General features: G+C 60.4%; 20 protein-coding genes. 9 read left to right on the top strand and 11 right to left on the bottom strand.

The features are described from left to right. Positions 1 to 46 precede the first annotated feature (46 nt). From FHT71_RS14385 to FHT71_RS14400, 4 genes are all read left to right on the top strand, one after another. Positions 47 to 1,291, top strand: a complete 1,245-nt coding sequence (locus FHT71_RS14385; protein WP_007802342.1) for a DUF3419 family protein — start codon at positions 47 to 49, stop codon at positions 1,289 to 1,291. Positions 1,292 to 1,341: 50 nt separating this feature from the next. Further along, on the top strand, positions 1,342 to 1,959 hold the full coding sequence (locus FHT71_RS14390; RefSeq protein WP_183720530.1) for a class I SAM-dependent methyltransferase: 618 nt from the start codon (positions 1,342 to 1,344) through the stop codon (positions 1,957 to 1,959). Positions 1,960 to 2,090: 131 nt separating this feature from the next. Further along, positions 2,091 to 2,888 carry a GH25 family lysozyme gene (locus FHT71_RS14395; RefSeq protein WP_183720464.1) on the top strand — a complete coding sequence of 266 codons (798 nt, stop codon included), beginning with the start codon at positions 2,091 to 2,093 and terminating at the stop codon, positions 2,886 to 2,888. Between the two features lie 82 nt (positions 2,889 to 2,970). Further along, positions 2,971 to 4,203 (top strand): lytic murein transglycosylase, encoded by a 1,233-nt coding sequence (locus FHT71_RS14400; RefSeq protein WP_183720467.1) that lies wholly within the window; start codon positions 2,971 to 2,973, stop codon positions 4,201 to 4,203. 508 nt (positions 4,204 to 4,711) lie between these two features. Here the strand turns inward: FHT71_RS14400 and metF are convergent. The 4 genes from metF to FHT71_RS14420 form a co-directional block, all read right to left on the bottom strand. Beyond that, positions 4,712 to 5,611, bottom strand: a complete 900-nt coding sequence (metF, locus tag FHT71_RS14405; RefSeq protein ID WP_007802352.1) for a methylenetetrahydrofolate reductase [NAD(P)H] — start codon at positions 5,609 to 5,611, stop codon at positions 4,712 to 4,714. Positions 5,612 to 5,615: 4 nt separating this feature from the next. Further along, the gene (locus tag FHT71_RS14410; RefSeq protein ID WP_132590689.1) at positions 5,616 to 6,638 is read right to left on the bottom strand and encodes a metalloregulator ArsR/SmtB family transcription factor; all 1,023 of its coding nucleotides are present in this window, start codon (positions 6,636 to 6,638) and stop codon (positions 5,616 to 5,618) included. 165 nt (positions 6,639 to 6,803) lie between these two features. Beyond that, the gene (gene ettA, locus FHT71_RS14415) at positions 6,804 to 8,453 is read right to left on the bottom strand and encodes an energy-dependent translational throttle protein EttA (RefSeq protein WP_007802357.1); all 1,650 of its coding nucleotides are present in this window, start codon (positions 8,451 to 8,453) and stop codon (positions 6,804 to 6,806) included. 193 nt (positions 8,454 to 8,646) lie between these two features. Continuing rightward, the gene (locus FHT71_RS14420; protein ID WP_132590687.1) at positions 8,647 to 9,381 is read right to left on the bottom strand and encodes a ribonuclease; all 735 of its coding nucleotides are present in this window, start codon (positions 9,379 to 9,381) and stop codon (positions 8,647 to 8,649) included. A 157-nt stretch (positions 9,382 to 9,538) separates the two neighbouring features. Here FHT71_RS14420 and FHT71_RS14425 point away from each other — a divergent pair, with 157 nt between their 5' ends. The 4 genes from FHT71_RS14425 to FHT71_RS14440 are packed head-to-tail and all read left to right on the top strand — an operon-like array spanning position 9,539 to position 14,317. Further along, entirely contained in the window at positions 9,539 to 10,468 is a 930-nt protein-coding gene (locus FHT71_RS14425) for an alpha/beta hydrolase (protein ID WP_183720470.1), read from the top strand. Positions 10,469 to 10,484: 16 nt separating this feature from the next. Further along, the gene (locus FHT71_RS14430) at positions 10,485 to 11,441 is read left to right on the top strand and encodes a DMT family transporter (protein ID WP_183720473.1); all 957 of its coding nucleotides are present in this window, start codon (positions 10,485 to 10,487) and stop codon (positions 11,439 to 11,441) included. Between the two features lie 18 nt (positions 11,442 to 11,459). Continuing rightward, positions 11,460 to 12,662: a CaiB/BaiF CoA-transferase family protein gene (locus FHT71_RS14435; protein ID WP_183720476.1), complete on the top strand. Its 1,203-nt coding sequence runs from the start codon at positions 11,460 to 11,462 to the stop codon at positions 12,660 to 12,662. Next, a complete protein-coding gene (locus tag FHT71_RS14440) occupies positions 12,659 to 14,317 on the top strand; it encodes a thiamine pyrophosphate-binding protein (protein ID WP_183720479.1) in 1,659 nt (552 codons plus the stop codon). Before FHT71_RS14435 ends, FHT71_RS14440 begins: the two co-directional genes overlap by 4 nt. A gap of 38 nt (positions 14,318 to 14,355) precedes the next feature. Here FHT71_RS14440 and FHT71_RS14445 read toward each other — a convergent pair whose 3' ends face one another. From FHT71_RS14445 to FHT71_RS14455, 3 genes are all read right to left on the bottom strand, one after another. Beyond that, the gene (locus tag FHT71_RS14445; protein ID WP_007802370.1) at positions 14,356 to 14,700 is read right to left on the bottom strand and encodes a RidA family protein; all 345 of its coding nucleotides are present in this window, start codon (positions 14,698 to 14,700) and stop codon (positions 14,356 to 14,358) included. Positions 14,701 to 14,773: 73 nt separating this feature from the next. Continuing rightward, the gene (locus FHT71_RS14450; RefSeq protein ID WP_007802372.1) at positions 14,774 to 15,112 is read right to left on the bottom strand and encodes a TIGR01244 family sulfur transferase; all 339 of its coding nucleotides are present in this window, start codon (positions 15,110 to 15,112) and stop codon (positions 14,774 to 14,776) included. A 69-nt stretch (positions 15,113 to 15,181) separates the two neighbouring features. After that, positions 15,182 to 16,021 (bottom strand): DUF4432 family protein, encoded by an 840-nt coding sequence (locus FHT71_RS14455; protein WP_132590679.1) that lies wholly within the window; start codon positions 16,019 to 16,021, stop codon positions 15,182 to 15,184. A gap of 230 nt (positions 16,022 to 16,251) precedes the next feature. Here FHT71_RS14455 and FHT71_RS14460 point away from each other — a divergent pair, with 230 nt between their 5' ends. Continuing rightward, positions 16,252 to 17,607: a L,D-transpeptidase gene (locus tag FHT71_RS14460; RefSeq protein ID WP_183720482.1), complete on the top strand. Its 1,356-nt coding sequence runs from the start codon at positions 16,252 to 16,254 to the stop codon at positions 17,605 to 17,607. Between the two features lie 70 nt (positions 17,608 to 17,677). Here the strand turns inward: FHT71_RS14460 and FHT71_RS14465 are convergent, their stop codons facing one another. From FHT71_RS14465 to FHT71_RS14480, 4 genes are all read right to left on the bottom strand, one after another. Then, a complete protein-coding gene (locus FHT71_RS14465) occupies positions 17,678 to 18,391 on the bottom strand; it encodes a ParA family protein (RefSeq protein ID WP_245505486.1) in 714 nt (237 codons plus the stop codon). Positions 18,392 to 18,621: 230 nt separating this feature from the next. Then, a complete protein-coding gene (locus FHT71_RS14470) occupies positions 18,622 to 19,773 on the bottom strand; it encodes an iron-containing alcohol dehydrogenase (RefSeq protein ID WP_007802381.1) in 1,152 nt (383 codons plus the stop codon). Beyond that, entirely contained in the window at positions 19,770 to 21,155 is a 1,386-nt protein-coding gene (locus FHT71_RS14475; protein WP_007802383.1) for an aldehyde dehydrogenase family protein, read from the bottom strand. Before FHT71_RS14475 ends, FHT71_RS14470 begins: the two co-directional genes overlap by 4 nt. 104 nt (positions 21,156 to 21,259) lie before the next feature. Beyond that, positions 21,260 to 22,627, bottom strand: a complete 1,368-nt coding sequence (locus FHT71_RS14480; RefSeq protein ID WP_132590675.1) for a glutamine synthetase family protein — start codon at positions 22,625 to 22,627, stop codon at positions 21,260 to 21,262. Between the last annotated feature and the right edge of the window lie 121 nt (positions 22,628 to 22,748).

Here is a 22,748-nt window from a genome sequence, read left to right on the forward strand (position 1 = left end):
GACGGCGCGCTAAACGCCCTGAACGCTAAAAGGGTGAAAGACTCATATGACGGAATTTGCACCGGATGCCGGCTTCCGCAAGAACCGGAAACTCAAGGCAGCTCTTCTCCGCCACAATGCCTTCTCCAAGGCGGGCTTTTCGGAACGGCTCTTTGGCCTGCTGTTTTCCGGTTTGGTCTATCCGCAAATCTGGGAAGATCCCGACCTCGACATGCTGGCGATGGAGCTTCAGCCGCATCATCGCATCGTGACGATCGGCTCCGGCGGCTGCAACATACTCGCCTATCTCTCCAAAAGCCCGGCGTCGATTGATGTGGTGGACCTTAACCCGCATCACATCGCCCTCAATCGCCTGAAACTCGCGGCGTTCCGTCACCTTCCCGGACACGCCGACCTCGTTCGCTTCCTCGCCACACCGCGCGAAACATCGAACAGCCGCGCCTTCGACCAGTTCCTCGCAGCAAATCTCGACGAGACAACCCGGAACTACTGGAATGGCCGCAAGTTCGGCCGTCGGCGCGTGACGGTTTTCGACCGCAACATCTACGAAACCGGTCTCCTCGGTCGGTTCATCGGTGCAGCCCACCTGCTTGCCCGCCTGCACGGCGTCGACCTGACGGAGATGACCAAGACGCGCTCGCTGCGCGAGCAGCGCCAGTTCTTCGACGAGAAGATCGCGCCGCTCTTTGACAAGCCGGTTGTGCGCTGGATCACCGGCCGCAAGAGCTCGCTGTTTGGCCTCGGCATCCCGCCGCAGCAATACGACGAACTGGCAAGCCTCGCGGCCGACCAGTCCATTGCTCCGGTCCTACGCCACCGTCTTGAGAAGCTCGCCTGTCACTTCCCCATGCAGGAAAACTATTTTGCCTGGCAGGCGTTCGCTCGCCGCTACGCGCCAAGGGGCGAAGGCCCGCTTCCGACCTACCTCGAGCCCGCGAACTACGAGGCGATCCGTGCCAATGTGGATCGCGTCAACGTTCATCACGCAAGCTTCACCGAGCTGCTCGCCGGCGAGCCGGCAGCCTCGCGCGATCGCTATATCCTCCTGGATGCACAGGATTGGATGACGGACCAGCAACTGAATGATCTGTGGGCCGAGATCAGTCGCACAGCCCGTGAAGGCGCTCGGGTGATTTTCCGCACCGCGGCCGAAAAGAGCATCATCGAAGGACGCCTGTCGCCTGCGATCCGTGATCAGTGGACCTACATGGAGGAACGCTCGATTGAACTGACGGCGCTCGATCGCTCGGCGATCTATGGCGGCTTCCATATCTACAGGAAGACCGCGTGAGCGGGGTCGACACGAACCCGGTCGCAAAGGACGACGACCACGCCGCCCTGATGGACGGCATGTACCGTTATCAGCGCCACATCTATGACCTGACGCGCAAGTATTACCTGCTCGGCCGCGATCAGACGATCCGCAATCTGGATGTGCCGGCAGGCGGCACCCTTTTGGAGGTCGGTTGCGGAACCGGCCGCAACCTCGCACTTGCCCATAGATATTATCCGCAGGCTAAGCTCTACGGGCTCGATATTTCGGCGGAGATGCTGATCTCCGCGCGCAAGACATTCGATACCAAAGCCACGCTCCCTGATTTCCGCGTCGCGGACGCGACGGCCTTCACGCCGCGCGAGTTCGGCGTCGGCGGCTTCGACCGCATCCTCATTTCCTATGCGCTTTCTATGATTCCCGACTGGGAATGCGCGATCGACTCGGCCGTGGCCGCCCTAGCCCCCGGCGGCGAGTTGCACATCGTCGATTTTGGTCAGCAGGAACGCCTGCCGGGCTGGTTTGCGCGTCTTCTCAAGGCATGGCTGCGAAAATTTCACGTGTCGCCGCGTCCCAATCTGCGGCAGGTTCTTAAGTCTCAAGCCTCTGAAAACCAAGGACGACTGACGTTCGAGACCATCGGCGGCGGCTATGCCTGGCGGGCTGTCATTGTGACCAAACCTTGACATTTCGCTTGAAACTAACCGAATTTTTACGTTGATATGGGAAATAGAGGGGACATTCCTCTGCTGGACGCGTTTATCACGAAGGTCGAGCTGTGGGGCAAAAATTCCATTCGTTTCGCGACGGAACATCTATGCGCCGGCTTCTGTTTTGCGTTTTGCCGTTGGCTGTCATGCTCGCCGGGTGCACGTCATCGGGCTATGACTATCTCGAAACAGCGTCCGTAAAGCCGAAGACGCGCTTCAAGGACACCGATCCTCAGGACTTCGGAACAAAGCATCCGGAGAAGCAGCCAGTTCACGGCATCGACGTCTCGAAGTGGCAAGGCGATATCGACTGGCAGACGGTCAGGAACTCCGGCGTCGCTTTCGCATTCATCAAGGCGACCGAGGGCAAGGACCGCGTCGATTCGCGCTTCAATGAGTACTGGCAGCGCGCCCGCGCCGTGGGCATTCCGCACGCTCCTTATCATTTCTACTATTTCTGCTCGACGCCTGATGAACAGGCCGATTGGTTCATCAGCAACGTGCCGAAAGACTCGATGCGGCTGCCGCCTGTCCTCGATGTCGAATGGAACTCAGAGTCCAAGACATGCCGTTATCGCCCAGATCCAGCCACGGTGCGCGCACAGCTGCAGCGCTTTATGGACCGCCTCGAGGCCTACTACGGCAAGCGTCCGATTATCTACACGTCGGTCGATTTCCACCGTGACAATCTCGTCGGCTACTTCCAGAATTACCACTTCTGGGTCCGCTCCGTCGCCAAACATCCCGAAGTTACCTATGCCGACCGCCGGTGGGCCTTCTGGCAGTACACGTCGACGGGCGTCATCCCTGGTATCAAGGGCCCGACGGACATCAATGTTTTCGCCGGATCGACGCAGAACTGGCACAACTGGGTAGCCGCGGCATCCAAGGACACAAATTCTTAGTAACCTCCCCTCGTCTTTCTTGCTTCCGTCACAATCATCTGGGAAATCGACGGAAATTCCATTGACGACGAGGATCGAAACTATGCACCGCTCGCCCGCAAGCCGCACGGCACTTGCACTCCTTTTTGCTGCCGGTCTTGCCACCGGCGCTGCCGCTCAGACGCCGGCACCGAGTGCACCGGCTTCGCAGGCGGCCGCCCCGGCATGTGATGGTGATCTCGCTGGGTTCTTGGCCGGCGTAAAGGCCGACGCGATTGCAGCAGGCGCATCCGCAGAAGCCGCCGACAAGGCACTTGAAGGCGCACAGATCGACCAGAAGGTCTTGAGCCGCGACCGCGCGCAGGGTGTGTTCAAGCAGACCTTCCTGGAATTCTCACAGCGCACCGTCAGCCAGGCCCGCCTCGATATCGGCCGCCAGAAGATGAAGCAGTATGCGGATGTCTTCGCCCGCGCCGAGCAGGAGTTCGGAGTGCCCGCCGGCGTCATCACGGCCTTCTGGGCCATGGAAACGGATTTCGGCGCTGTGCAGGGCGATTTCAACACCCGCAACGCGCTCGTGACGCTGGCTCATGATTGCCGGCGCCCCGAGTTGTTCCGCCCGCAGCTGATCGCCCTTATTGAAATGGTTCAGCATGGTGATCTCGAGCCGGCAACCAACACAGGTGCCTGGGCCGGCGAGATCGGTCAGGTCCAGATGCTGCCCCGCGATATCGTCGCTTACGGGATGGACGGTGACGGCGACGGCCATGTGCGCCTCAAGCAGAGCGCTCCCGATGCCATTCTGACGGCAGCAAAATTCATCCAGCATCTCGGCTTCCAAAAGGGGCAGCCCTGGATTCAGGAGGTCATACTTCCCGAGAGCCTCCCGTGGGAAAAATCCGGTATTGGCGGCCCTATGACGGCCGGCGATTGGTTTGCCCTTGGTGTCAAGCCGCGTGACGGTAACACGAGCTTCGGCAACCTGCATGCCGACCTGATCCTGCCCCAGGGCCGCCTCGGCCCGACCTTCATCGCTTACCCGAACTTCCAGATCTACCTCGAGTGGAACAAGTCGTTCATCTACACGACCTCGGCCGCTTATTTTGGGACCCGCCTCGCCGGTGCCGAGCCCTATCTCAAGGGCGCGCCCGAACAGGGCCTTTCCAATGATCAGATGAAGGAACTGCAAACGAAGCTCGGAACGCTCGGCCATGACGTCGGCAAGGTCGACGGCATCCTGGGTTCGGGCACGCGCGTTGCCATCCAGAAGGAGCAGCAGCGCCTCGGCATGCCGGCCGACGGCTGGGCAACGCCGACGCTCCTTAACTCCCTCTAATCGCGCATCTTGAGCGCACGCTTTCGGGCCGGGCTTCACACCCGGCCTTTTCATTTGCGCGGATTATTCCATGGTTTCAGACGCTTCAGGCAAAGCCTTCATCTTGCCGCAAGTGTGAAGGCAGGATCGCCGACTTTAACGGCAGGTTAAAATCTGTGAATATTTTTCTGCGGGAATTTCTTTCGCAATTTCAGTGAATTAGTTGCGGCCCCGCGTCCGCGATGTGACATTTTCGCCGCAGTGCAGTATAAAATCCGCTTTCCAAGCGACACAATCACGACATATTATCGCACCGTTAACGCGAGGAGACAGACATGGGACTTACACAATCCTTGAATGTCCTTTTGGTCAGCGCGGCGTTTGCATTCGTATTGACAATGCTTTTCATCTGAACGTCGTGCCGATTGAACAGTGCCGAGACTCCTGAGTAGCGAAACAGTTCAATGAATCGGAAAAGCGCATCCCACGAGGAGATGCGCTTTTCTTTTTGTCTTCCGACAGGAGCAGCCTATGCGGCGGCACCGGCCTTCTTGGCACCGTCCCGCGTGAAGCCGAGATTGGTCAGCACGGCCGAGACGAGCGGCGCACGATTCATGGTGTACAGGTGAAAGTCGGTGAGCCCGCGACGGGCCAGATCTTCGATCTGTTCGGCTGCAACCTCGGCCGCAACCTTTGCTCTTTCTTCCGGCTTGTCGTCGAAGCCCGCAAAGCGCTCATCCAGAAACGCCGGTATGAGAGTGCCGCAGGCGCCGGCGAAGCGCTTCAGCTGCGTCAGGTTCTGGATCGGCATGATGCCCGGCACAACGGGAATATTGATACCGGCGGCCCGCACTTGCTCCAGATAGCGTTCGAAATTGTCGTTGTCGAAGAAGAATTGCGTCAGTGCCCGGGTCGCGCCGTTGTCCGCCTTCTGCTTCAGCATGTCGATGTCGGCAGCGGTATCGCGGCTCTCCGGATGCTTCTCGGGATAGGCAGAGACCGAAATCTCGAAATCGCCAATCTCGCGCAGTCCGGCAACCAATGCCGCCGCGTTTGCATAGCCGCCGGGATGCGGCTGGTAGGGCGCGCCGACGCCGCCCGGAGCATCGCCGCGAAGCGCTACAAAATGCTTGACGCCAACCTTGCGGAAGGTCTCGATGACGCTGTGCGTTTCATCCTTCGTCGCCCCGACGCAGGTGAGATGCGATGCGGTGGCAAGGGGAGTCTCGGCGAGAAAGCGCGAGACGGTTGCCAGCGTCGGTGCCTTGGTGGTGCCACCGGCGCCGTAGGTTACCGATACGAAGTCGGGATCCCAGTCCTGCAGCTCGCTGACCGTGTTCCACAGCTGACCTTCCATCTCTTCCGACTTCGGCGGAAAGAACTCGAAGGAAATACCGATCTTGCGGCGCGCGGCGCTGTTCAAAGCCATATGATTATCTCCCGGCAAATATGGGTTCGGCGCCTTCGCTCGCTGAGGAGGCTATGAGACGCCGGGGGTCGCGCGCAAGCCAGACGGTGACGGTGAGCCCCTGCCCGCTTTGATGACCCGGATGAAGGTCGACGACCTGCTCGACATCCAGCCCCGCCTTCCGCAGCCAGTCGGATATCGACTGATGCGAGAAGCCGAGGCGAACATGCGCATGCTCGTCACGAAGGTATTCCAGCCCATGCGGCGCCAGATCGATGATGACCAACCGCCCGCCCGGCCGCAGCATACGCGCCGCCTCGGAGATCGCGATCTCGGGCTGATCGAAAAAGTGCAGCACCTGGTGGATCGTGACCACGTCGAAATCCTGCGCCTCGAACGGCAGGTTCAGGATATCGGCTTGACGAACGGATGCCTTGGTGATCCCTGATTTGTCGAGATTGGCACGCGCCACGCTCAGCATATCGCGGCTGGCGTCCACGCCGATCGCCCGGCGATAGAGGCCGGACAGGAGTTCAAGGATGCGACCCGTCCCCGTGCCGAGGTCGAGGAGCGATTCAATCGGCTGGCTGCCGAGCAGCCGAATGACGGCGGCGTCGACCTCTTCATCGGCGGCATGCAGCCGGCGAAGCTCGTCCCACTCGGCGGCGTTGCGGCTGAAATAGGCCTGTGCGCGCTCCGCCCGCTGGCGCTTCACCGCAGCCAGGCGCTCGCTGTCACGCAGGATCACCGGATCATTCTCGGAAGCATGCGCCAACAGGCTGCGCACGAAAAGGACTGCCTTGCCATCCTGACGCAGCCGGAAATAGGCCCAGGCGCCCTCCTGGTAGCGGTCGATGAGATCCGCTTCGCCGAGCAGCTTCAGGTGGCGAGAGATGCGAGGTTGGGACTGGCCGAGGATTTCGGTAAGATCGGTGACCGTCAGGTCTCCTGCCGCGAGCAGGGCCAGCAGGCGTAGACGTGTCGGCTCACCGGCCGCCCTGAGGACGTCCACCAACGCATCCAGTCCGAGTCTGATAGGCTCACCCATATCCGATCCAATCAACATATAAAGATATCTTTATGTGAATCGAGAGGACGTGGCAAGATGCAATTCAATCCGTTCACGAAATTAGCTGCTCGGATCGCGACATCAATGCGCGCAAAAAAACCCCGGCGAACCGGGGCTTCAACGCTTAAAACCAATATCCGATGATCAGCGCGTCAAGCGCTTGTAGGTCACGCGCTTCGGATTGACCGAATCGGCCCCGAGGCGGCGGATCTTGTCCAGCTCGTACTCTTCGAAGTTACCTTCGAACCACTCGACGTGGCTGTCACCTTCAAAGGCGAGGATGTGCGTGGCCAGACGGTCGAGGAACATGCGATCGTGGCTGATGATAACGGCGCAGCCGGCAAAATTCTCGAGCGCATCCTCAAGGGCTGCCAGCGTTTCCGTGTCGAGGTCGTTGGTCGGTTCGTCGAGCAAAATGACGTTGCCGCCGGCCTTCAGCATCTTGGCCAGGTGCACGCGGTTGCGCTGACCGCCCGAAAGCGTGCCGACCTTCTGCTGCTGGTCGCCGCCCTTGAAATTGAAGGCGCCGCAATAGGCGCGCGAATTCACTTCGTGCTTGCCGAGCTTGATGATGTCGTTACCGCCGGAGATTTCCTCCCAGACGGTCTTGTTGCCGGCGAGCGCGTCGCGGCTCTGGTCGACATAGCCGAGGTCGACAGTCTCACCGATACGAATGTCACCGCTATCAGGCTTTTCCTGGCCGGTGATCATGCGAAACAGCGTCGTCTTGCCGGCACCGTTCGGACCGATGACACCCACGATGCCGCCGGGCGGCAGCTTGAAGGTCAGGTTCTCGATCAGCATGGTATCGCCGTAGCCCTTGGTGAGGTTCTCCGCTTCAATAACCACCTGGCCGAGACGCTCGCCGACGGGGATGACGATCTGCGCATCGCCGGGGCGACGGGCGTCGGCCGCAGCGACCAGTTCGTCGTAAGCGCGGATACGGGCCTTGGACTTCGCCTGACGGGCCTTCGGGCTGGAGGCGATCCACTCCTGCTCGCGGCTGATCGCCTTCTGGCGGGAGGCCTCTTCGCGGCCCTCCTGCTGCATGCGCTTCGCCTTCGCCTGCAGGTAGGCCGAATAATTGCCTTCGTACGGGATACCACGGCCACGGTCGAGCTCGAGGATCCAGCCTGTGACGTTGTCGAGGAAGTAGCGGTCGTGGGTAATCATCAAGACGGCGCCCGGATATTCGCGCAGGTGCTTTTCAAGCCAGGCGATGGTCTCGGCGTCGAGGTGGTTGGTCGGTTCGTCGAGCAGCAGCAGATCAGGCTGGGCGAGCAGCAGGCGGCAGAGTGCGACGCGGCGCTTCTCGCCACCCGAGAGCTTTTCGACCGAGGACTCGCCGGGCGGGCAGCGCAGCGCGTCCATCGCCATTTCCACCTGGCTTTCGAGGTCCCAGAGGTTCTGGCTGTCGATGACATCCTGGAGCTTAGCGCCCTCTTCCGCCGTCTCGTCGGAGTAGTTCATCATCAGCTCGTTGTAGCGGTCGAGGATCGCCTTTTTCGGCGCAACGCCTTCCATGACGTTCTCAAGGACCGTCTTGGAGGCATCGAGCTGTGGTTCCTGCGCGAGGTAACCGAGCGTTGCGCCGTCGGCCAGCCATGCCTCGCCAGTATATTCCTTATCGAGGCCCGCCATGATGCGCAGCACGGTCGACTTACCAGCACCGTTCGGGCCGAGAATACCGATCTTGGCATCCGGATAGAAAGAAAGGTGGATGTTCTCCAGCACCTTCTTGTTGCCGTAAGCCTTGTTGAGGCCGGCCATATGGTAGATGAACTGACGTGCCATTGATAATTCGCTCCGCGGGGGATTTAAGTTTTGCCGCTATGTAGGCGAATTGCGCCAAAGGAGCAACGCGCGACGGCCAAAATCCGGAGGCTTTTGCGACCGTCGTCGGGATCGGAACCTGGCACGCTGTTCTGTTAGTCGCCTCGTATGGCCTAAAGGTCGACAGACCGGCCTTGGTTTTCGGTGAGCGGGATCAAAAGCCGGCGGCGTCCACGACGCCCTCATTGCAGCCGAACGACGTCCGCCCTGCCCCTTGGATAAGGTCGCGCAGGCTCGTTTCGCCATTCGATGTCGCGGCTTCCGAAAGACCGATCGTGAGTTCGCTGATGACGCGGTTTCCGCCGGCACGCCGGCAGCTCATCTTGACGCGATCTCCGGCGCCAGCGCCAAAGCTTTTATCAAATACGGCCTTGATCGCCTCCGCCGTCAGCGGCTTGCCGATATTGGCCGCGAACAGATCGCGGACCGCCGAAGCATTGAGCTCGTCGATCAGCCGGACAGACGTGGCGAAATAGTCGTCGGCACTCAGCTTTGTGCAGGTACCGTGTTTGATCCACTCATGCCGCTCCAGGCCGGATTGCGTTCCAGGCATCGCCTTTGCGAGTGCGGTCTTGGTCGCAGCAGACAGCTCCACCACCGGCAGCTTGTTCCAGTCGCCGTCCTTGTCCGCGGCGCGCAGGTCGCCGGAGACGTCGCAATAATCCTTGCGCATCGGCCATAGCCCGTGCAGCGAGAAATTGGTCGCATCGAACCTGTCCTTGGTCTGGCTGCTGCATTCCGGTTTGCGCTGGTTGGTTTCGCAAAAGGCAGGCTGCCAGCTGGCAGCCAGAATGAAGCGCGTTCTTCCAGCGCCATCCTGGGCTCCCGCAAGGCCGGCTGCCGCGATCGCAATCAGGAATACTGCCATACGCAGAAATGGATTGCTCATTTTCATCCCCACAAGGAACAATTCATGAACAAGAAATCACGCCGGCTTTATTTTCACAACCCTCAATCCGTAGGATGCGAAAATCCGGTCGCATAAATATTTGGATGTGTTGCATTTCCCGGGCGATCTGATCTTCTCCCGCCAATGGGAGGATATGATGTTTGCAGATACGCAACGCCTTGAAACGGCGAACGCTTCGCTTGGATTTCATCACGAACCGGCGCAATCCGAGGTACGCGGAATTATCCTTGTCTCCCATGGACTGGCCGAGCATTCCAAGCGTTACGCCCGTTTTGCGGTGGCGATAGCGGCTCGTGGCTACCATGTCTTTGCCTTCGATCACCGTGGACATGGCGAGACGACCGCGGCCGACGCACCGATCGGGCGTTTTGCGCGCAAGGAAGGCATCCGGCAGGTGATCGATGATGTCGGTTCGGTCCGCGACCACGCCGTGACGCAGTATCCCGGTCTACCCGTCATTCTTTTCGGACATTCGATGGGAGGCCTCATTGCGCTTAACGCGGCGCTCACCCATCCGGAGAAATATGACGCCCTCGCGGTCTGGAACTCCAATTTCAACCCCGGCATATCAGGACGGGCCGCGCAAGCGATCCTGCTCGCCGAACGTGCACTGAAGGGCTCTGATGTTCCGAGCGGCATCCTGCCGAAGCTCACCTTCGGCACCTGGGGCAAATCCATCGCCGGCCGTCGAACCGACTTCGATTGGCTAAGCCGCGATCCTGCCGAAGTCGACAAGTATATCGCGGACCCGCTGTGCGGCTTCGATGCCTCGGTGTCACTCTGGCTCGATATTTTCGAACTGACGTTTCGCGCCCCGCGAATGACGCATCTGGAACGACTGCCGAAGCAGACGCCGATCCATCTTGTCGGCGGCGGGCAGGATCCGGCAACAGATGGCGGAAAAGCGGTGATCTGGTTGTCAAACCATTTGAAAGCCCGTGGCTTCTCCCGTATCACGACGCAAATATATCAGGACATGCGCCACGAAACGCTGAATGAAATTGGAGCGGACGCGGCCATCGCTGCATTCGCTGACTGGTGCGACGAAGCGATCGCAAGATCCTGAACCGAAGGATTTCGCGATGGACAATGGCATCTCTTCCCGCCCCGCAGCCGCTTCGGAGGTGTCGACCGGCATTCTGTTGATGTTCCTGTCGGTGCTTGTATCCCCGATCATCGACATCTTTTCCAAGCTCGCAATAGCTACGATTCCCGCGGCAGAAATCACGGCCGCGCGCTTCGTCGTGCAGGCCCTCTGCATGCTGCCGATCGTCATCTGGCGCGCAAGCTGGAAGACCTTTTCCTGGCGCGCCAACATCTTTCATGCCATTCGAGGCGCCATCATAACCATCTCCATGGTCTCCTTTGTTACGACGCTGAAGTACATGCCGGTTGCCGATGCGATCGCGATTTTCTTCGTCGAACCCATCATACTGACGATCCTGAGCAGCATCTTCCTCAAGGAGACAATCGGTTGGCGCCGCTACACTGCCTGCGGCGTCGGATTTTTCGGCGCGATGCTAATCATCCAGCCAAGCTTCCAAGAGGTCGGCTACGTCGCACTTCTGCCTGTCGTCAGCGCGTTGTGCATCGCCATCTTCGCCTTGATGACCCGCGTGCTTTCGCATCGGGAAGATCCGTGGGCGATGCAGCTTCAGATGGGCATCTGGGGTCTACTGTTGTGCGCCATCCTGCTGGCTTTCGGCAGCGCGACGGGTTCCGACGTCTTTGACGCGGTGATGCCGGATGGCCGTGGCTATCTCTACCTGCTCGGCGTCGGTGTCACGGCTGCCGTCGCCGGCATCTTCGGCGTCTATGCCTACCGCGCAGAGCCCGCCTCGACATTGGCACCGCTGCAGTATTTCGAGATCGTGTCGGCGACCGTCTTCGCCTGGCTCGTCTTCGGCGACTTTCCGGATGCGCTCAAGTGGCTCGGCATCTTCATCATCATCGCATCGGGCTTGTACATCATCTGGCGCGAGCGACGCTTTGCATCGAAGCCGGTATCCGATACACCTCAATCGGCCCTGGCGCCCTGATCTGCTCGTGGGAGGAACATGACAGACAATCAGCCCCAAAAGCCGCCGCTGTCCGGCATACGCGTCATCGAGCTTGCGAGGGTCCTTGCAGGTCCATGGGCGGGCCAGATGCTGGCCGATCTCGGCGCCGACGTGATCAAGGTCGAAAACCCGGAGGGAGGCGATGACACCCGGCACTGGGGACCACCCTTTGTCGAGGGTGCCGACGGCGAAAACCTCTCCGCCGCCTATTACCACGCTGCCAACCGCGGCAAGCGTTCGATCACCGCCGACCTAAAGCGCGAAGAAGATCAGGCGCTGGTCCGCCGCCTCATCGCCACGGCCGATGTCGTCATCGAGAACTTCAAGCTCGGTGGGCTCGTGAAGTACGGTCTCGACTACGAGAGCCTGAAAAAGACCAACCCAAAGCTCGTCTATTGCTCGATCACCGGCTTCGGCCAGAACGGTCCCTATGCCAGCCTGGCAGGCTATGACTATATCGTTCAGGGCATGTCCGGCTTCATGTCGATCACCGGCGAGCCGGACGGACAGCCGATGAAAGCAGGCGTTGCGATCGCCGACATCTTTACCGGCATTTACGCGGTCGCAGCCATCGAGGCAGCGTTCATCCACGCGCAGAGGACTGGCGAAGGGCAGCTGGTCGACATGGCGCTGCTCGACGTCCAGTCGGCCGTGCTCGCCAACCAGAACATGAATTATCTCGTGTCCGGCCGCGCCCCGACGCGACTTGGAAACGCGCATCCGAATATTTCGCCCTATGAAGTCGTGCCGGCCGCCGATGGCTATCTGATCCTCGCGGTCGGCAATGACGGCCAGTTCCGACGCCTGTGCGCGATCCTCGGCCTTGAGGGCATTGCCGACGATCCGAGCTTTTCGACGAACAAGGCGCGCGTAGCAAACCGTGACGAGGTTCGCAGGCTGGTTTCGACCGAAACGTTGAGATGGCAGAAGGCCGACCTGCTGCGGGCCTGTGAGACGGACGCCGTTCCGGCCGGCGCGATCAATACCATCGAGGAAATGTTTGCGGATCCACAAATTCAGGCGCGTGGGTTGCGGGTAGATCTCGCCGACGCAAAGGGTACCGTCATTCCCGGCGTGAGGACGCCGGTCGTGCTGTCGCAGACGCCCTTGCGTTACGAGCGGCCGAGCCCGCGGCTGGGAGAGCATCAGGGGGAGGTTCTGGCGGAGCTCGCCGAACTGGAGGAGAAAAGATCATCATGAAAAGAACCGGCGGGGAACTGATCGTCGAGGCCTTGAAAGCGAATGGGGTGAAACGCCTCTCCTGCGTGCCCGGCGAGAGTTTCCTTGCCGTTCTCGATGCGCTTTATGACAGCGACATCGACGTGGTGGTCTGCCGTCAGGAGGGTGGCGCGGCCATGATGGCCGATGCCTGGGGCAGGCTCACCGGCGAGCCCGGCATCTGCATGGTAACGCGCGGGCCTGGCGCCACGAACGCCACGGCCGGGCTGCATATCGCCAGGCAGGATTCCATTCCGATGATCCTCTTCATCGGGCAGGTCCAGCGCGACGCCCGCGAGCGAGAGGCTTTTCAGGAGGTCGAGTTCCGCCGCGCCCTCACCGAATTCAGCAAGTGGGTGGGCGAGATCGACGATGCTGCTCGCATTCCCGAGTTCGTCACCCGCGCATTTGCGATCGCCACGTCAGGCCGTCCCGGCCCCGTCGTCTTATCACTGCCCGAAGACATGCTGCGCGACGAAGTGGAGGCGCCCCGCGCCAAGCGCTATTTGCGCGTCGAAGCGCATCCCGGTCGTCGTCAGATTGACGACTTTTACCTGCGACTGCTGAAGGCGGAGCGGCCGGTGGTCATCGTCGGCGGCACACGCTGGGATGCGGATGCGGTCGCCGATCTGAAAACCTTCTCGGAACGCTTCGCCCTGCCCGTCGGATGCTCGTTCCGTCGGCAGATGCTGTTTGATCATCTCCACCCCAACTATGCCGGTGATGTCGGCATCGGTATCAACCCCGCACTGGCGAAGGAAATCAAGGAGAGCGACCTGCTGATCCTGCTTGGCGGGCGCATGTCGGAAATGCCCTCCTCCGGCTATACGCTCATCGACATCCCCTACCCGCAGCAATCGCTTGTCCATATTTATCCCGATCCATCCGAGCTTGGCCGTGTCTACAGGCCCGACCTCGCAATCTGCGCGAGCCCGAGTGATTTCGTTGCGGATCTTGCTGATCTCGAGGCACCAAGCGAACTCAGATGGGCGGAGCGCACCGAACGGATGCATCAGGCCTACATTGCGTGGTCGACACCGCCGCAAAGCGGTCCCGGCCCAGTCCATATGGGACCGATCATGGAGTGGATCGAGGCAAATACGCGCCCCGATGCGATCTTCACCAACGGTGCCGGAAACTATGCCACCTGGCTGCATCGGTTCCATCGTTTCTGTCAGTTCAACACCCAGGCGGCACCGACATCAGGCTCCATGGGCTACGGCCTGCCGGCCGCGGTTGCTGCCAAGCAGCTCTTTCCCGAACGCGAGGTCATCTGTTTCGCCGGGGACGGTTGTTTCCTGATGCACGGCCAGGAATTTGCGACCGCCGTTCGCTACAACCTGCCGATCATCGCCATCGTCATCAACAACGGCATATATGGCACCATCCGCATGCATCAGGAGCGCGAGTATCCCGGTCGCGTCAGTGGCACCGATCTGACGAACCCGGACTTTGCGTCGCTTGCGCGCGCTTACGGTGGCCATGGGGAAACAGTCGAGACGACGGAAAGCTTCGCAGCCGCCTTCGAGCGCGCACGGGCGAGCGGCAAGCCCTCGATCATTGAGGTAAAGCTTGATCCGGAAGCAATTACGCCGACGCGTACGCTTTCCGAAATTGCCCAAACAAAAAGCCGGTGAGCGAACCCACCGGCCTTCGAAATCGCAATGCCGCCGACTTAGTCGAGGGCGGCTGTAACCGTGAACTCGACCTTGTACTTCGGCGCAGCAAGCTTGGCTTCGCTGGTCGCGCGAGCCGGCGTGTTGGCTGGATCGACCCAGGCTTCCCAGGCGGCGTTCATTTCGGCGAAGTAGGACATGTCGGAAAGATAGATCAAGGTCTGCAGGATCTTGGACTTGTTCGAGCCGGCTGCAGCGAGCAGACGATCGACTTCGGCCAGCGCCGACTTGCACTGTTCGGTGACGCTTTCGCCTTCGCCGACCTGGCCAGCGAGGTAAACGGTGTTGCCGTGGACAACTGCACCGCTCATGCGGGCGCCGGCGTCGATACGCTTGATGCTCATGATGTTCTCCTGTTTGCGAAACGAACGACGCCGCTGGAATCGAGCGGCGCCGGATTTGGTTTGCCGATCGGCACTAGGCGCGAATGTGGTGCGTCTTCTGATAGATCGCGGTCGAGCGGGCGCCGGAGCGGCAGTAGCCGAGCATCGGGCGCGCGAATTCATCGAGCGCATCAACCATCCCCGTGATCGCCTCTTCGGTAACACCCATCGGGCCGACCGGCACATGTGCGATATCGAGGCCGAGTTCCTTGGCGCGCGCTGCTACCAGTGCATATGGCGTCTGATCGGGGCTCTCGTCGTCGGGGCGATGGCAGACGATCGATTTGAAGCCCAGGGCCTTGATCTGATCGAGATCCTCGACCGAAATCTGACCGGAAACCGAATACTCGTCGTCGATCTGGCGAATGTCCATCGCTAATCCTCCTGAAATCGTGGGCTGAATGACTACGCCGCCCCATGCCCAGCGTCAACCGCAGATCACTCAAACGAAGGCGAAGCTGAGCGCATAATGTCGGCTCTCTCCGGGCTTCAGCATGACGAAATCGCCCGATGCCTCCAACTCCGAACGCGACACCCAGCGATGCGATACCGGCTCGATTCCAAGGACGTCGGCGGGCGCTTTCTGATTGCGCCAGACCTGCAGGTGCGGCAACGTCTCGGCAAGGACGCGCACTCGGAGAACCTTGCCGCCGATTGCGGCGATCGGCCCAAGCCGTACCTCGGCAAAGCCGCCTTCCGTTGCCGGCGCCTCGACGCAGAAGATACCAGCCGGCTCCTCGCCGAAATTCCACGGAAAGCCACCACCCTCGAGCATCTTGCCTTCGAGGCGCGTGCCGGCATCAAACCATTTGCCGCCGATATTCATGTGGTACATCAGGAAGGTCGGAACGATCTTGTCGCTCGTATTGACGACCTTGTCCGTGAGGCGCGCCTCCCCCGTATTGCCGTCGATGAACCACTGGCGTTCGATCCGGACCGACAAGCCCTCGACCGTCACGATATCAATATCCGCCCGGCACTCGGCATTGCCATTGTCAAACTTCGTCCAGAGAACCTTGGCTGCGTGCCCGGGCCCGGACCCGTGCAAAGGATAGACCTTTCCGTCCGCCCGTCCCGGAATCGGTTCGCGGTGACGGATATGGTCCGGCCCGCAGGTAAAGAGAAAGCCTTCGACCGAATGCGATATGCGCGCATCGCCGTCGTCGGGGACCGCCTTCTTGGGAGCGATGTCGACGCCATCGACGACACATCCGCCGATATCCATCAGCGACGTTTCGTCCAGCATCAGTGTCGGCCCTCTGGCGGCGGCAAATTCGATCATCGTTCAACGTCCTCCCGGTAGCGGCTTGCGCACCGTTATGTCTCGGCAGGGATTTCGTCAATCACGACGGCGCGCCTTGCCGCGTGGAACCGACTAGTCGCTCCAAATGTTCATGACTAAAGGAGAAATCACGGGATTTTTATCTTTTGTTCAGCACGATCTCATAAATTCCACACTAGCGTCAAAATTCGCAGGTGTGTGTCGGCCAAGTCACTGAAGGGTATGAAGACGTGAATCGCTTTGTAATAACGGGATTGTCTGCCGCATCTGCCCTGCTCGCCATCGCTATCGCAGCGCCATCTGCCGATGCGCAGCAGCTTTACAACGGACGCCAAGGCGACGTCGTCTTCGTGGCGCCCAACGGTGACATCCTCGACTATGTCCCGTCGGGCGCGGCTTACGCGCGTGATCGACGCGGCAACCGCGTGCTGGTCGATCCCTATGGCAATGTGATCGCGACCGAGATGCGGGCCCGCGGCTATTACCCACGCCCGCCGGTGCGCGACGCGTACAACAACGATGCCTATTATGGCGACGATCCCTACGGCGATGGTCGTTACGCTGAGCGGGGCGCCGTGACCGGCTCGATCCCGCGCAACGCTCCGGTCGACCGCCAGCCGCTCGATGACCAACCCTATCCGCAAAGCGGCGACGACTATGCGTCCATCGAGCAGGATCAGCAGACGCCCGAAATGTTGCAGCCGAAGCCGTCTCAGGAGCCGGTGATCACGCTCAAGAACAAGTCGAAGTCCGAGATCGTCGCATTGCAGGTATTCCTCGACCGCGCCGGAGTGTCCCCTGGCGCGATCGATGGCCACATGGGCGCGAACGTCACCAAGGCGATCTACGCCTATCAGCAGATGACGGGCGAGACGCTCGACCCAAACAACACCGACGCAATTCTCGAGCAGTTGCGCATGAGTGGCGGTCTGCCGCTCGTCAGCTACACCATTACGCCTGCGGATGCCGCCGGCCCGTACGTTGCGGAAATCCCGGAGGACTACGCGCATAAGGCTGCGATGTCATCGCTCGGCTACACCTCCACGACGGAAATGCTCGCCGAGCGCTTCCATATGGACGAAGGCTTCCTGAAGGAAATCAATCCGGGCGCCGATTTCACGGTGCCCGGCACGATCGTAAAGGTCGTCAATCCCGGTGAAGTGAAGGCCGGATCGGTCGCGCGCATCATCGCCGACAAGGGCCGCAAGCAGGTCTTTGCCTATGACAATGCCGGCAATCTCGTCGCCGCCTACCCCGCCTCAATTGGCTCCACCGATACGCCCTCGCCGTCCGGTACGGTGACCGTCGAGCGCGTCGCCTTCAATCCGGGCTACACCTACAATCCGAAGATCAACTTCCAGCAGGGCGCCAACGACAAGATCCTGAACATTCCGCCGGGTCCGAACGGCCCGGTCGGCACGGTCTGGATGGCGCTTTCCAAGCCGACCTACGGTATCCACGGGACGCCGGAACCATCGAAGATTGGCCGCACCCAGAGCCACGGCTGCATCCGTTTGACGAACTGGGATGCCACCGAACTGGCGAAGATGGTCAAGCCCGGCGTGACAGTCGAATTCACCGACTGATCTACCAGCCCGTTCCATCAAGAAAAAATGCGCCGCAAAGGGCGCATTTTTGTTTTGCTGACAGTTGTCGCTAGGCAGCTGAACGGATCAGCGGGCCAGTGCTGCGTGCCGGTTCCGGAAGCTTCACTGGAACCTTGCCCATGATCTCCTCAGCAAAACAGCGGGCGTTGTCCCGCGCCTTGTCGAGGTTGCTGACGCGAGCCGGATCGAGGGAATGCAGCGTGCCACCGCAGTCAAAAATATCGCGGAAGGCGGAGCGTTCGATGATCGCGGTGTCGAGGACCGGGACCTGACGCTCACTCAGCAACGACTTGACGATCGAGAGCGCTCGCGTCGTCACCATCGAATTGACGCGCGTCAGCACAACCGAGTGTCCGATACGGATACCCGCCTTCTCGTCGAGATACTGCAGCAACTCGAGGACCTGCGCTCCGCCACGGGCGTCCATCGCGCATCCCTGGATGGGAATCAGGACATGATCGGAAAGGCCGATTGCCGTCGCAAGCAGCGGATTGCGCGCGCCCGGAAGGTCGATGATGAAGTAGTCCGTATTGTGCTTGTTTTCCGATATGTGCAGCGGCAAGGACGCCGACGTGACGAAATCGATCACCGAGATATTCGCCACATGCCCGGATACTTCATGCCACCGCGTGATCCAGTGCTGCGGATCGGCATCGAGGATTGTCACCCGATAGCCCTTCTGGGCAAGCTCGGTGGCGAGAAGAAGTACGGCTGTGGTCTTGCCAGCGCCGCCCTTGGTGTTTGCGAAAGTGATGACTGGCATGTTCGGTCCTCGAAGGGAAAATGTGAGCCTTTCTATGGCTCTGCCGCGCACTCTCGGAAGCATCGTGCGGTTAATGCATCCTTTCTAATTATGGTTAACAACTCCTAAACGTGACACCTGAAATTGCGGCCAGCATTTCTTGCACTCTGGCGAAATCGCGACGCCCTTGAAAAAAAGCCCGGAAAGCCTAGGCTTTCCGGGCCAGTTCAGGTCCGCCGTCTTCTTTAAGTTCAGAAGCAATCCTTAAAGAGTGCCTTGGTATTTTCGAGTGTCATCTTGACCGGATTGCCGCCAGCACTCGGGTCCTCGATCGCCATTGCCGAAAGTTCATCGATTCGATCCGGCTTGATTCCCATCGCAGACAGGCTGTCGGGAACACCGAGCTCGGAGCGAAGCTGCAGGACGTAGTTATAGAAGCCGTCGAAGCCGCCGGAGATGCCGAGATAGGCCGCGGCGCGCGCAATCTTCTCCTCAATCGTCGAACGATTGAAACGCAATACCGCTGGCATCACGACGGCATTCGTCATCCCGTGATGGGTGTTGTAGACCGCGCCGATCGGATGCGACAGCGCGTGAATGGCGCCGAGACCCTTCTGGAAGGCGACAGCGCCCATGGCGGCGGCTGACATCATGTTGGCGCGGGCTTCAAGGTCCGTGCCCTCCCTGTAGGCGCGCGGCAGGAATTCTTTGACGAGGCGCATGCCCTCCAGCGCGATACCGGCAGACATCGGATGATAGAAGGGCGAGGAATAAGCTTCCAGGCAGTGCGCAAAGGCGTCCATGCCGGTGCCAGCGGTGATGATCTTCGGCATGCCGACGGTCAGTTCCGGATCGGCAATGACGACGCCCGGCAGGAACTTCGGATGGAAGATGATCTTCTTCACATGCGTTTCGGAATTGGTGATGACGCTGGCACGACCAACTTCCGAGCCTGTGCCGGCCGTCGTCGGGACGGCCACGATCGGCGCGATGCCTTCGACGCTCGCGCGCGTCCACCAGTCACCGATATCCTCGAAGTCCCAGACCGGCCGTGTCTGGCCGGCCATGAACGCGACGCACTTGCCGAGATCGAGGCCCGAGCCGCCACCGAAGGCAACGACGCCGTCATGGCCACCGTCCTTGAACGCCTTAACGCCAGCCTCGAGGTTCTTGTCGTTCGGGTTCGGATCGACATCAGCGAAGATCGCGCGGCCAAGGCCGGCATCTTCGAGAATGTCGAGCGCGGTCTTGGTGATCGCCATGGAAGCCAGGCCGCGATCGGTGATCAGCAGCGGCTTCTTCATCCCGAGGCTCTTGCAGGCGTCTGCCAGTTCCTTGATGCGGCCCCGGCCAAGCTTGAAGGCGGTCGGGTAGCTCCAGTTGGCTGTGATGTTGCTGCTCATGCTGTGACTTTCTTCAGATGGTAGGATTTCGGACGCGTCAGGTTGTGGAAGCCAATGATCGACAGCGAACCCCCTCGGCCGGTTTCCTTGACGCCGGTCCAGCACAGAGCCGGATCGAGATAGTCGGCGCGGTTCATAAAAACGGTGCCGGTCTCGATCTCGCGGCCGAGCCGCCCTGCCCGTTCCGGATCCTTCGTCCAGAGCGAAGCCGTCAGGCCGTACTGGCTGTCGTTCATCAGCGTAACGGCTTCGTCGTCGCTCTTCACCTTCATGATGCCGACGGCAGGACCAAAGGTCTCCTCGCGCATAAAGGCCATGGAATGATCGACGTTGACGAGGATCTGCGGTGCGAGATAGGCGCCGCCATCGTCCTGTGGGAACAGCTTGGGGTCAACGAGCGCCTTGGCGCCCTTGGAAACGGCATCGGCGATCTGCTCGCGCACGACCTTGGCAAAGCGCTTGTTGGCCATCGGGCCAAGCGAAGTCTCAGGATCGAGCGGATTGCCGAGTTTGTAGTTCGACACCCAGGCGACCGACTTCTCGACAAAGCTGTCATAGAGCGATTCATGCACATAGATGCGCTCGATACCGCAGCAGCACTGGCCGGAATTATAGGTCGCGCCGTCCATCAGCGTATCGACCGCCGCGTCGAGGTCGGCGTCTTCCATGACGTAGCCCGGATCCTTGCCGCCGAGCTCTAGCCCGAGCCCTGTGAACGTTCCGGCTGCCGCCCGCTCCATCGAGCGGCCGCCTTCGACCGAACCGGTGAAGTTGACGAAGTTGAAGCTGCCCGCAGCAATCAGCGCCGAGGTCGTTTCGTGGTCAAGGAACACGTTCTGGAAGACGTCCTCGGGAACGCCGGCCTCGACAAAAGCCTGCACCAGCCGCTCTCCAACCAGCAGCGTCTGTGACGCATGCTTCAGAACGACCGTGTTGCCCGCCATCAGCGCCGGCGCGATCGTGTTGATCGCCGTCATGTAGGGATAATTCCAGGGGGCCACGACGAACACAACGCCATGCGCTTCACGTTCGATGCGACGCTCGAACTTGTCGCTTTCCTCGACAACCAGTGGCGCGAGCGCATCGGCGGCGATCGAAGCGACATAGTTGGAGCGCTCGTTGAAGCCCTTGTACTCGCCGCCGTAGCGGATCGGGCGGCCCATCTGCCAGGCAAGTTCCGGCACAACGACGTCGGACATTTCATTAAGGCGCGCGACGCCCTTCAGTACCAGTTGAACGCGCTCTTCCAACGGCCGCTTCGCCCAGGCCTTCTGCGCCTTGCGCGCACGCGCCACCGCCTCTTTCGCCGCCTCTAGCGAAAGCGCCGGCCGCTCGGCGAAAACCGATCCGTCGATCGGTGAAATGCATTGGATCATTCCCATGATCTTCATCCTATGTTTTCGCGTGCCGAAACCGGCAGCCCCCAACAATCTCCTCAGATATGGAGATCATATGACAGGACGCCATCCGGCTTTGGCTACGCCTATTATGCTCTTTCGAAACCGCGCGCCACTTCCCAGTCGGTGATGCGACGATCGTATTCTTCCTGCTCCCACTGGGCAGCACGGGTATAGTGGTCGATGACGTCGTCGCCAAAGGCATTGCGAAGCATCTTCGATTCCGTCATGGCGACTGTTGCCGCGCGCAACGTACGCGGGATCTCGCGGACGCTGCGTGCTCCATAGGCGTCGCCGACGAACGGCGCCTCGAGCTCCATCTTCTGCTCTATGCCATCGATGCCGGCGGCAAGCAGCGCGGCAAAGGCGAGATGGGGATTAAGGTCGGAGCCGCCGACACGGCACTCGATACGAATCGCTTTGGTGTCGTCGCCGCAGAGGCGATAGCCGGCCGTGCGGTTGTCCTTGCTCCAGATTGCCTTCGTCGGCGCAAAGGTGCCCGCCATGAAGCGCTTGTACGAGTTGATGTAAGGCGCGAGGAAGTAGGTGATCTCGCCCGCGTGGGCGAGAAGACCGGCCACGTAGTTGTTCATCAGCGGCGACATGCCGTACTTGCCCCCCTCGTCGTGGAAGAGCGGCGTCTTGCCGTCAGCGCTCCAGAGCGACTGATGGATATGCGACGAACTGCCGGCGGCATTGTAGTGCCACTTCGCCAGGAAGGTGATCGCCTTGCCCTTCGACCAGGCGATTTCCTTGCAACCGTTCTTGATGATCGAGTGGCGATCGGCCATCGTCAGTGCGTCGGCATAGCGGACGTTGATTTCTTCCTGGCCCGCGGACGCCTCGCCCTTGGAGTTTTCGACCGGAATGCCGGCGCCCTGAAGGCCGGTGCGGATTGCCCGCATGACTTCTTCTTCCTTGGTTGTCTGGAAGATGTGGTAGTCCTCGTTATAGGCGCTGGCGAGCTTCAGGTTGCGATAGCCTGACGCATGCGCAGACTCGTAGGTCTGGTCGAACAGGAAGAATTCGAGCTCCGAGGCCATGAACGCCTTCATGCCCATGTCTTCCAACCGCTTGACCTGTTTCTTCAGGATCGCGCGCGGCGAGTGCGGCACCTCTTCATGCGTGTGGTGGTCGAGGAGATCGCAGAGCACGAGCGCTGTGCCTTCGAGCCACGGAATGCGGCGCAACGTCGAAAGATCGGGCTTCATCGTGTAGTCGCCATAGCCCTTTTCCCAACTCGTCGCCTTGTAGCCGGAGACGGTTTCCATCTCCATGTCGGTGGCAACGAGATAGTTGCAGCTGTGCGTTTCCTTCCATGCGCTCTCGAGGAAGTATTCAGCCTGAAAGCGCTTGCCCATCAAGCGGCCCTGCATGTCCACCTGGCACGCCAGAACTGTATCGATGCGCCCGTCGGCAACATCCTGCTTGAGATCGTCGAGGGTATAGATGCTCATATTGAATCCGCCTGACATTGAACTGAAATCGGGGCAACGAAAGAGCATACTGTGAGACGGGCCTGCCGCCTCTGATGCGTTTTCGTTGAGCCGGAAAGCGGGGCCGCCATCGCGGCCCCGC

The organism is Rhizobium sp. BK060 (assembly GCF_014193145.1).
Classification (GTDB): domain Bacteria; phylum Pseudomonadota; class Alphaproteobacteria; order Rhizobiales; family Rhizobiaceae; genus Rhizobium.

Bases quoted from the DNA above. Each gene is read 5' to 3' on its own strand.
- FHT71_RS14385 (WP_007802342.1), top strand. From the start codon at position 47: ATGACGGAATTTGCACCGGATGCCGGCTTCCGCAAGAACCGGAAACTC.
- FHT71_RS14390 (WP_183720530.1), top strand. From the start codon at position 1,342: ATGGACGGCATGTACCGTTATCAGCGCCACATCTATGACCTGACGCGC.
- FHT71_RS14395 (WP_183720464.1), top strand. From the start codon at position 2,091: ATGCGCCGGCTTCTGTTTTGCGTTTTGCCGTTGGCTGTCATGCTCGCC.
- FHT71_RS14400 (WP_183720467.1), top strand. From the start codon at position 2,971: ATGCACCGCTCGCCCGCAAGCCGCACGGCACTTGCACTCCTTTTTGCT.
- metF (WP_007802352.1), bottom strand. From the start codon at position 5,611: ATGGCTTTGAACAGCGCCGCGCGCCGCAAGATCGGTATTTCCTTCGAG.
- FHT71_RS14410 (WP_132590689.1), bottom strand. From the start codon at position 6,638: ATGGGTGAGCCTATCAGACTCGGACTGGATGCGTTGGTGGACGTCCTC.
- ettA (WP_007802357.1), bottom strand. From the start codon at position 8,453: ATGGCACGTCAGTTCATCTACCATATGGCCGGCCTCAACAAGGCTTAC.
- FHT71_RS14420 (WP_132590687.1), bottom strand. From the start codon at position 9,381: ATGAGCAATCCATTTCTGCGTATGGCAGTATTCCTGATTGCGATCGCG.
- FHT71_RS14425 (WP_183720470.1), top strand. From the start codon at position 9,539: ATGTTTGCAGATACGCAACGCCTTGAAACGGCGAACGCTTCGCTTGGA.
- FHT71_RS14430 (WP_183720473.1), top strand. From the start codon at position 10,485: ATGGACAATGGCATCTCTTCCCGCCCCGCAGCCGCTTCGGAGGTGTCG.
- FHT71_RS14435 (WP_183720476.1), top strand. From the start codon at position 11,460: ATGACAGACAATCAGCCCCAAAAGCCGCCGCTGTCCGGCATACGCGTC.
- FHT71_RS14440 (WP_183720479.1), top strand. From the start codon at position 12,659: ATGAAAAGAACCGGCGGGGAACTGATCGTCGAGGCCTTGAAAGCGAAT.
- FHT71_RS14445 (WP_007802370.1), bottom strand. From the start codon at position 14,700: ATGAGCATCAAGCGTATCGACGCCGGCGCCCGCATGAGCGGTGCAGTT.
- FHT71_RS14450 (WP_007802372.1), bottom strand. From the start codon at position 15,112: ATGGACATTCGCCAGATCGACGACGAGTATTCGGTTTCCGGTCAGATT.
- FHT71_RS14455 (WP_132590679.1), bottom strand. From the start codon at position 16,021: ATGATCGAATTTGCCGCCGCCAGAGGGCCGACACTGATGCTGGACGAA.
- FHT71_RS14465 (WP_245505486.1), bottom strand. From the start codon at position 18,391: ATGCCAGTCATCACTTTCGCAAACACCAAGGGCGGCGCTGGCAAGACC.
- FHT71_RS14470 (WP_007802381.1), bottom strand. From the start codon at position 19,773: ATGAGCAGCAACATCACAGCCAACTGGAGCTACCCGACCGCCTTCAAG.
- FHT71_RS14475 (WP_007802383.1), bottom strand. From the start codon at position 21,155: ATGGGAATGATCCAATGCATTTCACCGATCGACGGATCGGTTTTCGCC.
- FHT71_RS14480 (WP_132590675.1), bottom strand. From the start codon at position 22,627: ATGAGCATCTATACCCTCGACGATCTCAAGCAGGATGTTGCCGACGGG.